This is a genomic window from Tsuneonella troitsensis, from assembly GCF_001441535.1.
Taxonomy (GTDB): domain Bacteria; phylum Pseudomonadota; class Alphaproteobacteria; order Sphingomonadales; family Sphingomonadaceae; genus Tsuneonella; species Tsuneonella troitsensis.
In genome coordinates this window covers 532,214-545,098 of record NZ_LMAU01000001.1, presented here as the reverse complement: position 1 = coordinate 545,098, position 12,885 = coordinate 532,214, and the positions used below count along the sequence as shown (strand labels likewise).

Genomic DNA, 12,885 nt, shown 5'->3' with positions numbered 1-12,885 from the left:
CGGGCCTAATCGCGCCGCATGACCACACCCCCCGCGATCCGCATCGACAATCTGGTGAAGCGCTATGCCGGAGCGAAGGGAGAGGAAGGCAAGCTGGCGCTCAAGGGCGTCAGCTTCGACGTGCCGCAGGGCGAGATCTTCGGCCTGCTCGGCCCCAACGGCGCGGGCAAGTCGACCCTGATCAACATCCTTGCCGGTCTCGTGATGAAGACCAGCGGCAGCGCCGATATCTGGGGCTTCGACATCGACGCAAGCCCGCGCAACGCCAAGCGGTCGATCGGCATCGTGCCGCAGGAAATCGTCTTCGACCCGTTCTTCACCCCGTTCGAGGTGCTGGAGAACCAGGCCGGATTCTACGGCGTGCCCAAGGCGCAGCGACGCTCGGCCGAACTGCTCGAGGCGGTGCACCTGTCGGACAAGCGCGATGCCTATGCCCGCACGCTGTCGGGCGGCATGAAGCGCCGCCTGCTGGTCGCCAAGGCGATGGTCCACGCGCCGCCGATACTTGTGCTCGACGAGCCGACCGCCGGGGTCGACGTAGAACTGCGACGGCAGTTGTGGGAGCTGGTGACCCGCCTCAACCGCGAAGGCGTCACCGTGGTGCTCACCACCCACTACCTCGAGGAAGCCGAGCAGCTCTGCGACCGGATCGCGATCATCAACCACGGCGAACTGATCGCCAACAAACCGACCCGCGAACTCGTCGGCATGATGGGCGAAAAGGTCGTCGAGATTACCGTCGATCGCGACCTCGCCGCCCCGCCCGCGCACGCCGCATTCAAGAAGAGCGTCAAGAAAGGCGATCGCACGGTCGAGATCACCTACGACAAGGAAGCGATCACCGCCGGACAGGTGCTTGGCCTCGTGCAGGACATGGGGCTGGTGATCGAGGACGTGACCACGCGCGAGGCGGACCTGGAGGACGTGTTCGTCCAGCTGACCGGGGCCTGAGTGGCAGCGCTCTACGATACGATCGGGATCGATTACGCCAACCTGCGGCGGCCGGACCCGCGCATTGCGGCCATGATCGACCACGCGCTCGGCGATGCGCGGCGGGTCCTCAACGTGGGTGCAGGCGCCGGCAGCTACGAGCCGCTGGACCGCGAGGTGATCGCCCTTGAGCCGTCGGCGAAAATGATCGCCCAGCGACCCGCGCACGCCGCGCCGGCGGTGCAAGGCGTCGCGGAAGACCTGCCGTTCGAAGCCGACAGCTTCGATGCGGCAATGGGCGTGCTGACCGTCCATCACTGGTCCGATCCCGCCAAAGGCCTGAAAGAAATGCGCCGGGTTTCGCGGGGGCCGGTAGTCCTGCTGACCTTCGACCCGGACAGTCGGGTCGCATGGATTCTCGACTACTGGCCCCAGCTCGCCGAGCTCGATGACGCAACGATGCCCAAGCTGTCGCTTTATGGCGAAGTGCTGGGCGAGGTGGAGGTCATCCCGGTCCCGATCCCCCACGATTGCACCGACGGGTTCCTGTACGCATACTGGCGCCGACCGCGCGCCTACCTCGACCCGGCAGTGCGCAAAGCGATATCGTCGTTCTGGAAGATCGAAGGTGCAGAGGACGGCTTCGCACGCCTCGCCGCCGATCTCGAGAGCGGGGCGTGGAACGCGCGCTACGGCCACCTGCTTGGACAGGACAGTATCGACGCAGGCTATTGCCTCGTCGTGTCGCGGGGCTCCTGAACCGCTCTCAACCCAAGGCAGCCCGAGCCAGGACCCCGGCGAGCGCGAGCGCGAAAACCCCGCCCACCTTCACCAGCAACAGCGGCAGGTTGCGCGACCACCACTGCGCATAGCCCGCGTGCCAGCGCAGCGGCAGGCTTGCGAGAAGCACTGCTGTTACCACGATGATCCACCCGGCCCAGTGAAACACGGCAGGTGTGATCGCTTCGGGCGCGCGCACGACGAGCGCGGCGCCAGCCAGTCCCCGCAGCGCCTGTTCGATCAGGTTGACCCTGTGGCTGCTCGCGAATTGTCCGATGGCGGCGCGTGCCTTTTCTGGACGAGCCAGCGCATAGGCGCCCGCCCCGCCGATCCAGAATGCGAACAGGATAACGACGATGAGCGCGGCAAGCTGCATCGCCTGCCGCTAGCCCACCGGCCCGCTACCGCAAGGGCAATCGCATTCAGCGGAGGATGCGGTCCGCCAGCCCCGCATCGCGCACGTACTGGACCGTCCAGTGGTGTGGCATGCTTTCCTCCATCGGCGTGGCACAGTGCCGGCAGCGGCTGACCGACCCGCCGTGGATGCGCCGCACCGCGCTCATGTCGACGCTATGCCGACCGAACGCGCACGCCAGGTGAGCGATTTTCATATCTGTAACGACCCTCACGACCCCGAATCCCCTGCCTCGTCAGGGCTAACGAATTGCCTCGGCGTGGCAATGTCGGAATCGCCGAAACGTGCTAATGCCGCCGTACATTGAGAGGGCGGGATGGGCGTGCCCTTCCGATTGACTGGGGGGAACCGAAATGCGTCCGATTGTCGTACCGCTTGTCCTGGCGTTGTCGTCGCTTGCGGCTTGTGCAGGGGCTGCCCCTCCGCCGGGAGTCCAGTCGACTTCGGTTCCGCGTCCGCCCGCCACCGTCGCGGACCTCGACTGGTTGATGGGCGACTGGGCGGGCACCGGGATCGATGGCCATCCGGCAGGCGAAAGTTTTTCACGCGTCGGCAGCGACCGGATGGTCGGCCATTTCTGGCAGCTCGACGGAACTGGCGGGGTCCGTTTCTACGAACTGATCACCATCGAACCCGAAGGCGAGAGCCTGGTCATGCGGCTCAAGCACTTCCACGCCGACCTGACCGGCTGGGAAGCGAGGGAAGGCGACGCCGCGCTGCATTTCCAGTTGCGCGCGCGCGAACCCGGCAAATGGGTGTTCGGGCCGGCCACGTTCACCCAAGTCGGTCCCGACCGTCTGAAAGTGTTGGTCGCCATGGACAACAAGCCCGATGGCTCGCCGGCATCCCTAGAATTCGATTATCGCCGGTTGCCGCCGCGATAGGCGCCATTCGATCTCAGTGGCAGCCCGATCGCCAACGCGCTTGCGGGGGCGCGTGCGGCCCGTCATGACGCGTCGATGACCGCTTCATATGACGTGATCGTGATCGGCTCGGGCGCCGCCGGGCTCACCGCAGCGCTGGCGCTGGCCGAGACGCGGCGCGTGCTCGTGCTCGCCAAGGGTTCGCTGACCGGGGGATCGACCGCCTGGGCGCAGGGCGGGATCGCCGCAGTGCTCGACGCGGGCGACACGTTCGAGGACCATATCCGCGACACGATGATCGCCGGCGCGGGCCTCAACCGGCTCGAGACCGTCGAATTCGTGATCGAGAACGCCCCTGCCTCGATCGCGCGGCTGATCGATCTGGGTGTGCCGTTCAACATGGACCGCGACACGCTGCACCTGACCCGCGAGGGCGGCCACAGCCACCGCCGCATCGTCCACGTCGACGATGCGACCGGGTGGGCGGTGCAGGAAGCGCTGCTGCGGGCGGCCGAGGCCAATCCCAACGTGACGATGCTGCCGGGCCGCGCGTGCATCGACCTCATCACCGGACGCAACGCGGCAAAGTATTCGGGATCCGGGCGGGTGTGGGGAGTCTATGCGCTCGACGAGGCGACCGGCAAGGTCGAGGCGCACGTCGCGCGGGCGACCGTGCTGGCGACCGGCGGCGCGGGCCGGGTGTACCAGTTCTCCACCGCCCCGCGAGGCGCGACCGGAGACGGCATCGCGATGGCATGGCGCGCGGGCTGCCGCGTCTCGAACATGGAGATGATGCAGTTCCACCCGACCTGCCTCTACAACCTCGAGACGAAGAACTTCCTCATCACCGAGGCGGTACGGGGCGAAGGGGGTCACCTGATCAATCCCTCGACCGGCGAGCGTTACATGGCGAAGTACGATCCGGAACGGATGGAGCTTGCCCCGCGCGACATCGTGGCGCGCGCGAACGACGACCAGATCAAGCGCTTCGGCCTCGATTACGTCCACCTCGATATCAGCCACCAGCCCGCGGAGTTCGTGAAGGCGCACTTCCCCAACATCGACGAGAAGCTGACCAGCCTCGGCATCGACATGACGAAGGAGCCGATCCCGGTCGTCCCCGCGCAGCACTACACCTGTGGCGGCGTACTGATCGGACTCGACGCGCGGACCGACCTGCCGGGGCTGTGGGCCGCCGGCGAATGCACCGAAAGCGGACTGCATGGCGCTAACCGCCTGGCGTCCAACAGCTTGCTCGAATGCTTCGTGTTCGGCGAGGCTGCGGCGAGCGACATCCTGGCCGCGTGGGACGAGATGGACGATCCGCCGGCGATCCGCGAATGGGACGAAAGCCGCGTCACCGATTCCGACGAGGAAGTGGTCATCAAGCAGAACTGGACCGAGATCCGGCGGATGATGTGGAACTACGTCGGGATCGTCCGCACCACCAAGCGGCTGGAACGCGCGGCGCACCGGATCGACCTGCTCGCGCAGGAGATCGAGGACTATTACGGCAGCTTCCGCGTCACCACCGACCTCATCGAACTGCGCAACCTGCACCAGTGCGCGGACCTGATCGTGAAGAGCGCGCTGAAACGCCATGAAAGCCGCGGCTTGCACTATATCCTCGATTACCCCGAGACCGATCCTGTCGCGCGGGACACCGTGCTGATCCCGTGAGCCGATGCCGAGTCGTTACATGAGGCGGTATGTTTCGTACGCTAGCCGATCGTTTGGCTAAGGGTCCGAGGTAATAAGCAACAGAATGTTATCATTTGCGGATACCGCAATATAATTGCATGATTCGCCTCGGTTTTGAAATTATTCTTGACTTTTGTTAAAAACTGCGCTTTATCTCCGCATTGGAAAGCGCGTGGTCCGCAGTCATCCGCGATCCTGATCGACCACTGGACCCAATTCGCTAGCTCATTAAATAACAAACGGTCGTGCATTCGTGCGATTTGGCCTTTTTGGCCGATCATCCATTCGTCATGAGAGGATGATCAAAATGAACGCGTATCTTGCAGCCGCACTCTCCACAGCCTTGCTTGTCCTGCCGTCAGGCGCCCTTGCTCAGCAGGCGCCGGACGAAGGGTTCGTCGTGTCCGGCGTCCCCGAAGTTCGCAACTGGACCGACAATGTCGGGCAGAAGCTCGACGACCAACTCGCCTACCAGGAGCGCATGATGCGCCCGGGCGAGGCGCATACCGGCATCGTCCAGTTGCGCTTCAGCCGCGGGGTCGACGGGAGTCCGCGCGACATCGAGGTCTATCGCAGCGCCGCGTCCAGCGCAGTCAAATCATCCGCGAGACGGGCCGTTTCGAGGTTGCGCGACCTGCCGCCCCTGCCCGCAGCCCATGCCGCGACGAACGAGGTTATCGTCAACATCCTGCTCGCCAACGACGAGGCGCACATGCGTCATCTATCGCGCAAGCTTGCGGGATGGGAAACCGAGCGGCTCGCCCGATCGACCGCCGAGCGCCGGGTTCTCGCGTTCAATTCCACGCGCCGGTAACCCGTCCTGTTCCTGACAGGCGGGTAGGCACCGCCGCCGCCGTACTGCGGATACGGCGACGGCGGTGTTGCCGCGTGCGGCACGCGACCTTGACCGGCCCCACCCTTGGTGTATTAGGCGAGCATTACACCTTGGGGAGGTCGATATCGTGGTTTCCGCACGCCTTTTGAAAGTCGCCGCCGCCAGTGCGCTCGCCCTGTCCGCACCGGCCTTCGCTGTCGACGAAGGCTTCGCCGCCCGCGCACAGGCGCTGATCGACAAGGCCTATCCCGACACCGGACCGGGAGCTGCGGTGATCGTGACCGAAGGCGGCAAGGTCGTATTCGCCGGCGGGTCGGGCAAGGCCGACATTGCCGCCGGTACCGACATCACACCCGAAACGGTCTTTCGCCTGGGCTCCATCACCAAGCAGTTCGCCGCCGCCGCGCTCCTGCAGCTCGTCGCCGAAGGCAAGCTGTCGCTGGATGACAAGGTGTCGCAGTTCGTGCCCGGCTATCCCGAACCGGGCGCGAGCGCGACGGTGCGCCAGCTTCTCAACCACACGTCGGGCATCCAGTCCTATACCGGCATTCCGGGGTGGATGGTGGAGGCCAAGACCAACCGGCCCTACACCACCGCCGAGCTGATCGCCGAGTTCCGCGACCAGCCGGCCGCGTTCCAGCCGGGCGAGAAGTGGGACTACAACAATTCCGGATACGTCCTCGTCGGCGCGGTGATCGAGGCGGTCGCCGACAAGCCGTGGCACGAGGTCGTCCGCGAACGGCTCGCATCGCCGCTCGGCCTTGCGACGATCCGCTATGGCGGAGAGGAATCCCGGACACCCGGTTTCGCGGTCGGCTACACGGGCGGCGAAGGGGCCAAGTTCACGCCGGCGCAGAAGATTCATATGAGCGTGCCCCACGCGGCAGGCGCGCTGATCGGCACCGTGGGCGATCTGGCGCGGTGGACACAGGCGCTGCACGCCGGGAAGGTTGTCCCCGCGCCGCTCTATGCCGAGATGATCGCACCGACCGCGCTTCCCGACGGCAAGAGCGAACCGTATGGCTACGGCATTGGTCAGGGCGACGTGCGCGGGGTCAAGGCGATCGGGCATGGCGGCGGCATATTCGGCTTCTCGACCGACAGCATCTACCTGCCGGAAAAGGACCTGTTCGTCGCGGTGTTCACCAATGCCGATTCGGGCATCGCATCGGCCGGGCTGACGATGAACAGGCTGGCCGCCGAAGCGATCGGCAAGCCGTATCCGGTGTTCACCGAAACGCCGTTCGAAGCCGCGACGCTGGAGCCGGCGCTGGGCCTCTACCGGATCGACGGGGGCGACACGACCCGCTCCTTCTTCCTGCGCGAAGGCCAGCTCTACACCCAGCGTAGCGGGGCGAGCGAAAGCCGCGTCTATCACGCCGGCGACAACCGGTTCTTCTATGGCCCCGACAGCCTCAACTGGTTCGAACTGGTGCGCGAGCCTTCCGGCACCTACGCCATGATGATGCACCAGAACGGCGCGGACAAGGCGGAGCGGGCGGTGCGGACCGGCCCGGTTCCCGCGGCTGCGACAGCGAGCTTCGCCGTGCCGCGCGACGTGCTCGATACCTATGCGGGCAACTACACTTCCGCGTTCGCGCCGATCGTCGTCGCCGTGCGCGATGACGCCGTGCTCACCCTGAAGCTCGGCGGGCAGCCGCCGGTTCCGCTGCGCGCGACCGGCGAGCGGGAATTTGCCGCGGTAGGCGTCGATGCAAGAGTCGTGTTCGAGCAGGCCGACGGAAAGGTGTCCGGCCTCGTGATCCACCAGGGCGGCGGACAGTTGCCGGCGACGCGCGACGCTCCTCCGACCGATTGACAGCGCTCCCACGACATCTAGTCTCGTCCCGCAACCTATAAGGGGACGACGGCTTGGCGCAGATCGAAGCGAACGGGATCAAACTCGAATACGACGATTTCGGCGATCCCGCCGCGCCGCCGATCCTGCTGGTCATGGGTCTGGGCGCGCAAATGACGCTGTGGCCGATGGAGCTGGTCGATGCGCTGGTCGAGCACGGCTTTCGGGTGATCCGCTACGACAACCGCGACATCGGCCTCAGCCACAAGTTCGAAGGCGCCAAGGCACCCGGGATCGTGCGCCTGATGCTGTCCGCGCGCTTCGGGCTGAAGCCGCGGGTTCCCTATACCCTGGCCGACATGGCCGACGACGGGATCGGGCTGCTCGACGCGCTCGGCATCGATCGCGCGCACGTGGTCGGCGCCAGCATGGGCGGGATGATCGCGCAGCACATGGCCTTTTCCCACCCGGACCGCGTGATCAGCCTGACCTCGGTCATGTCGACCACCGGCAATCGCAAGCTGCCCCCCGCCAAGCGCGAGGCGATCTCGGTCCTGACCAAGCGGCCCGCCTCGATGGACGAGGAAACGCTTGTCGCGCACGGCGTCAAGGTGGCCCATGCGATCGGCAGCCCAGCCTATCGCCCCGACATAGAGGCCCTGCGCGAACGCAGCCGTGCACTGATCCAGCGCAGCTTCTATCCCGCCGGCTTCCCCCGCCAGCTTGCCGCGATCATCGCCGATGGCGACCGGCGCGAGCGGCTGCGCAGCGTCAAGGCGCCGACGCTGGTGATTCATGGAGAGGCCGACCCGCTCGTCCCGCTTTCCGGCGGCGAGGACACCGCGCGCCATATCACCGGCGCGACGCTCAAGACCGTGCCGGGCATGGGTCACGACCTGCCGACCGAACTGGTCGACGAGATCGCCGATGCGATCGCTCGGCACGCCAAAGCGGCCCAGGAAGCGGAAAAGACCCGGACCGACAGGGCCCAGCCGGCCGCCGCCTGACGGAGCTTTTCCGGCGCGGGCGGGTTGGTTGCCCATGATCCGTGTATTCGGCGCCAGCGTGCTTGCCCTCCTCGCCGCCGCCTGCTCGCAGGAGCCGGAATCGGCCGTGCCGGATTCGGCCCCTTCGTCCAGCGCTGGCGCCGCGGCAGCGCCTCCCCCCGCCGAACCTGCACTGACGACCGTGCCAGGCCGCGCGTTTCGCTTCACCTCGCTCGAGGAATGCCGGGTCGTGCGTCAGGAGGTGGAGGAAATGCCCTACACCGAAACCCTGTGCCCTGGCCCCGGCGGATGGGCGGTGCGAATTTCCGACTCGGATGCTCGCCAGTCGATGACCCTTGAGGGACCGTACGGCGCGCATACCCTCCCGACCAGCCGGATAAGCGGCGGCGCGTTCAGTTCGTTCGGTCCCACCGCGGAATGGCGCGGCGACGAACAGGAGCGGTTCACCCCCGATTCGCTGATCGTGCGCTACAACGTGGCGGAAGAGCCCTATCCCGCGCCCGAGACGTCGTACCTGCTCGCGGTAAAGCTCGGGAGCGCGCCCTGCATCGTGGCGAAGGTCGCTCCGGGACCGGGCCAGAACGATTCGGCACGCAAGGCCGCGGACGGCCGGGGGGATTGTCTGGCCACCTGATCGGCACACCAATTGCGCCGCCGGATTCGCAAATTGCTGGCCCGGATTCAAACCGGACCGCGAAGCTTCGGGGACAAAAAAAATTTCGCACAATCGCGATTGCCACTTGCACTGCTCGCGGGCCTTGGAAATCCGGCGCGTCGCGGCGTTGCACAAAGGTAATACACCCGGCCCCTGACGCTCGAATCGCGGTTAATCGATAGTTGACCCTATTGCGCCCGAGTCCCGATTGAATCACTATTGCTAGGTTGGTGACTGAGGGGGACCCACAAGACCTAGTTTCACAGCGCGGCGATCCCCATATCAGCCGGGCCCACGAAACTGCGTCGCGCAAGGCCCTTCGCACCGACATCGGGGACCGATCTGGGGAAAAGTTTATCCCCGCCCGGACCCGGGAAATGGTAGCACGGGGGCTTGGGCCCCGAATCGAACGAATGCGGAACACCGGACGGGGAAAGCCGGGTGATCCGAAGGCAGAAAGAACGGACGGGGCAACGATGGAATTCAGGACTGGAAACGAGGCAGCCATGGGGCTCGACGAGACGACTGCGGACCACGCGACCTCGCCCGAGCCGGCTGCTTCCAAGAACGCGGCGGTGAAGATGGATCGATCAGACAAGGGCAGCGAGGCGCTGGTCGCCGAGAAGGTTGCCGAGGCGATGTCCGGCGCGGTGAAGGCCGCGGCGAAGCCTGCCGAAGACAGCAAGAAGATCGCCGACCGGCGCTTCAGCGTCGTCACGGACGAATCGCGCGATGCGCTGCTGACCGATTTCGGCAAGGACACGCTGACCGACCGCTACCTGCTGCCGGGCGAAAACTACCAGGACCTGTTCGCTCGCGTCGCCGATGCCTATGCCGACGACCAGGACCACGCCCAGCGGCTTTATGATTACATCTCGAAGCTGTGGTTCATGCCGGCGACGCCGGTGTTGTCGAACGGCGGCACCAATCGCGGGCTGCCGATCAGTTGCTACCTCAACTCGGTCTCCGACAGCCTCGACGGGATCGTCAACACCTGGAACGAGAACGTCTGGCTTGCCAGCAAGGGCGGCGGCATCGGCACCTACTGGGGCAACGTGCGCGGGATCGGCGAGCCGGTCGGCCTCAACGGCAAGACCAGCGGCATCATTCCGTTCGTCCGCGTGATGGATTCGCTGACGCTGGCGATCAGCCAGGGCTCGCTGCGCCGCGGCTCGGCCGCGTGCTACCTCGATATCTCGCACCCCGAGATCGAGGAGTTCCTCGAGATCCGCAAGCCTTCGGGCGACTTCAACCGCAAGGCGCTGAACCTGCACCACGGCGTGCTGATCAGCGACGCCTTCATGGAAGCGGTCCGCGCCGGCGACGAATGGCAGCTCACCAGCCCCAAGACGGGCGAGGTGCGCGCCACCGTCGATGCGCGCAGCCTGTTCCAGAAGCTGGTCGAGACGCGTCTCGCCACGGGTGAACCCTACATCGTGTTCTCCGACACGGTGAACCGCATGATGCCCAAGCATCACCGCGAACTGGGCCTCAAGGTATCGACTTCGAACCTGTGCTCGGAAATCACCCTGCCGACCGGCATCGACCACCTGGGCAACGATCGCACCGCGGTCTGCTGCCTGTCGTCGCTGAACCTCGAAACCTGGGAGCAGTGGGAAGGCGACAAGACCTTCATCGAAGACGTGATGCGCTTCCTCGACAACGTGCTGCAGGACTATATCGACCGCGCGCCCGAGGAAATGTCGCGCGCCCGCTATTCGGCGATGCGCGAGCGCAGCGTCGGCATGGGCGTGATGGGCTTCCACAGCTTCCTCCAGATGAAGGGCATCGGCTTCGAAAGCCCGATGGCGAAAGTCTGGAACCTGAAAATGTTCAAGCACATCGCCGCCAAGGCCGAGGAAGCGAGCATGGTGCTGGCCGAGGAGCGCGGGCCCTGCCCCGACGCCGCCGACGCGGGCGCGATGGAGCGGTTCAGCTGCAAGATGGCGATTGCGCCGACCGCGTCGATCAGCATCATCTGCGGCGGCACTTCGGCCTGCATCGAGCCGATCCCGGCGAACATCTATACCCACAAGACGCTGTCGGGCAGCTTCATCGTGAAGAACCCGTACCTCGAAAAGCTGCTCGAGAAGAAGTCGAAGAATTCCACCAACGTGTGGAACTCGATCCTGGAGAAGGGCGGCTCGGTCCAGCACTTCGACTTCCTCACGCCCGAGGAAAAGGCGGTCTACAAGACCTCGTTCGAGATCGACCAGCGCTGGCTGCTCGAATTCGCGGCCGACCGCACGCCGTTCATCGACCAGGCGCAGAGCCTCAACCTCTTCATCCCCGCAGACGTCGACAAGTGGGACCTCGCCATGCTCCACTTCCAGGCGTGGGAGAAGGGCATCAAGAGCCTGTACTACCTCCGCTCCAAGAGCGTGCAGCGCGCCGGTTTCGCCGGCGGGGTGGAGGCGGACAACACGCCCGAGGCCGCCAAGTACGAACTGCCCACGACGGACTACGACGAGTGCCTGGCCTGTCAGTGAGCCGGCCCGAATACCAGAGCGCCCCCCTGTCGAAACAGAGGGGCGCGAGGGTGCGGGACGGTGCCCCGCGAAAAGGGGAAAATTCGGAACACCGTCCGCGCTTTTCCCTCATGCGGCCGCAGGAAATTGCATTCCTCGCGGTCGTTAACCACCCAATTCACGAAGGCCCCGCGGGTTCCACGCCCGCCGCCCGCTAGACCCGCAAAGGACCACGCCATGTCGCTCCTCGAAGCCCGCAAGACCTACAAGCCCTTCGAATACCCGTGGGCCTACGAGTTCTGGAAGCGCCAGCAGCAGGTCCACTGGCTGCCCGAGGAAGTGCCGCTGGGCGAGGATTGCCGCGACTGGGCGCAGAAGCTCTCGGACCACGAGCGCAACCTGCTCACGCAGATCTTCCGCTTCTTCACGCAGGCCGACGTCGAGGTGCAGGACTGCTACCACGACAAGTACGGCCGCGTGTTCAAGCCGACCGAGATCAAGATGATGCTGACCGCCTTCTCCAACATGGAGACGGTGCACATCGCCGCCTACAGCCACCTGCTCGACACGATCGGGATGCCCGAAAGCGAATACGGCATGTTCCTCGAGTACGAGGAGATGAAGGCCAAGCACGACTACCTGCAGGAATTCGGCGTCGACACCGACGAGGATATCGCCCGCACGCTCGCCATGTTCGGCGGCTTCACCGAAGGGCTGCAGCTGTTCGCCAGCTTCGCGATGCTGATGAACTTCCCGCGCTTCAACAAGATGAAGGGCATGGGCCAGATCGTCAGCTGGTCGGTGCGCGACGAAAGCCTGCACTGCGAAGGCATCACCCGCCTGTTCCACGCTTTCTGCGCCGAGCGGAACTGCCTGACCAAGGCGGTCAAGGAAGACATCATCGACGCCTGCCAGAAGACGGTGCGGCTGGAGGATGCCTTCATCGACCTGGCGTTCGAGCAGGGTCCGGTCCCGGGCATGAGCGCCAAGGAGATCAAGCGCTACATCCGCTACATCGCCGACTGGCGCCTGGGCCAGCTCGGCTTCCAGCCGATCTACATGGTCGAGGACCACCCGCTCCCCTGGCTCGCCCCGCTGCTGAACGGCGTGGAGCACGCCAACTTCTTCGAAACCCGCGCCACCGAGTATTCGAAGGCCGCCACCCGCGGCAACTGGAACGACGTGTGGTCGAGCTTCGACAGCCGCCGCAAGGCCAAGGCCGGCGACGGCGCGAACGACGTGGCGGACACTAGCGAGCCGGGCCTGTTCGGGGACGAGGCTGGGGTGCAGGCGGCGGAGTAGGGTATTGCCCGAATTCTGGACGGTATTTTGGTCGGCCATGATTGCCTTTGCGGCCTCATGGTTTGCTTACTGGCTTGCGGGAAAGCCACGCTTGATTGTCTTAAGTCCAAATTCGACTGCCTTTCAACTTG

The 12,885-nt window shown here is 65.4% G+C and carries 12 protein-coding genes; 10 read left to right on the top strand and 2 right to left on the bottom strand.

Features of this window, described 5'->3' with window-relative positions; genetic code table 11:
- Positions 1 to 18 precede the first annotated feature (18 nt).
- Positions 19 to 951, top strand: a complete 933-nt coding sequence (locus AR323_RS02745) for an ABC transporter ATP-binding protein (protein ID WP_057882392.1) — start codon at positions 19 to 21, stop codon at positions 949 to 951.
- The gene (locus AR323_RS02740; RefSeq protein WP_057882391.1) at positions 952 to 1,689 is read left to right on the top strand and encodes a class I SAM-dependent methyltransferase; all 738 of its coding nucleotides are present in this window, start codon (positions 952 to 954) and stop codon (positions 1,687 to 1,689) included. It begins immediately after the preceding gene.
- 7 nt (positions 1,690 to 1,696) lie between these two features.
- Here the strand turns inward: AR323_RS02740 and AR323_RS02735 are convergent, their stop codons facing one another.
- Positions 1,697 to 2,086 (bottom strand): hypothetical protein, encoded by a 390-nt coding sequence (locus AR323_RS02735; protein WP_057882390.1) that lies wholly within the window; start codon positions 2,084 to 2,086, stop codon positions 1,697 to 1,699.
- A 46-nt stretch (positions 2,087 to 2,132) separates the two neighbouring features.
- Positions 2,133 to 2,321: a hypothetical protein gene (locus AR323_RS02730; RefSeq protein WP_152980286.1), complete on the bottom strand. Its 189-nt coding sequence runs from the start codon at positions 2,319 to 2,321 to the stop codon at positions 2,133 to 2,135.
- A gap of 157 nt (positions 2,322 to 2,478) precedes the next feature.
- On the opposite strand from AR323_RS02730, the gene AR323_RS02725 reads away from it, so the two are divergent.
- The 8 genes from AR323_RS02725 to AR323_RS02690 all read left to right on the top strand — a co-directional run bounded on the left by AR323_RS02725 (position 2,479) and on the right by AR323_RS02690 (position 12,754).
- Entirely contained in the window at positions 2,479 to 3,009 is a 531-nt protein-coding gene (locus tag AR323_RS02725) for a DUF6265 family protein (protein WP_057882388.1), read from the top strand.
- 75 nt (positions 3,010 to 3,084) lie between these two features.
- Positions 3,085 to 4,668: an L-aspartate oxidase gene (gene nadB, locus AR323_RS02720; protein WP_057882387.1), complete on the top strand. Its 1,584-nt coding sequence runs from the start codon at positions 3,085 to 3,087 to the stop codon at positions 4,666 to 4,668.
- 328 nt (positions 4,669 to 4,996) lie between these two features.
- On the top strand, positions 4,997 to 5,503 hold the full coding sequence (locus AR323_RS02715) for a hypothetical protein (protein ID WP_152980285.1): 507 nt from the start codon (positions 4,997 to 4,999) through the stop codon (positions 5,501 to 5,503).
- Positions 5,504 to 5,651: 148 nt separating this feature from the next.
- A complete protein-coding gene (locus AR323_RS02710; protein WP_161808706.1) occupies positions 5,652 to 7,343 on the top strand; it encodes a serine hydrolase domain-containing protein in 1,692 nt (563 codons plus the stop codon).
- A 53-nt stretch (positions 7,344 to 7,396) separates the two neighbouring features.
- A complete protein-coding gene (locus tag AR323_RS02705; RefSeq protein ID WP_057882384.1) occupies positions 7,397 to 8,329 on the top strand; it encodes an alpha/beta fold hydrolase in 933 nt (310 codons plus the stop codon).
- A 34-nt stretch (positions 8,330 to 8,363) separates the two neighbouring features.
- Positions 8,364 to 8,963, top strand: a complete 600-nt coding sequence (locus AR323_RS02700) for a hypothetical protein (protein ID WP_057882383.1) — start codon at positions 8,364 to 8,366, stop codon at positions 8,961 to 8,963.
- A 497-nt stretch (positions 8,964 to 9,460) separates the two neighbouring features.
- Positions 9,461 to 11,473: a ribonucleoside-diphosphate reductase subunit alpha gene (locus AR323_RS02695; protein WP_057882382.1), complete on the top strand. Its 2,013-nt coding sequence runs from the start codon at positions 9,461 to 9,463 to the stop codon at positions 11,471 to 11,473.
- A 216-nt stretch (positions 11,474 to 11,689) separates the two neighbouring features.
- Positions 11,690 to 12,754 (top strand): ribonucleotide-diphosphate reductase subunit beta, encoded by a 1,065-nt coding sequence (locus AR323_RS02690; protein WP_057882381.1) that lies wholly within the window; start codon positions 11,690 to 11,692, stop codon positions 12,752 to 12,754.
- Positions 12,755 to 12,885: the final 131 nt, after the last annotated feature.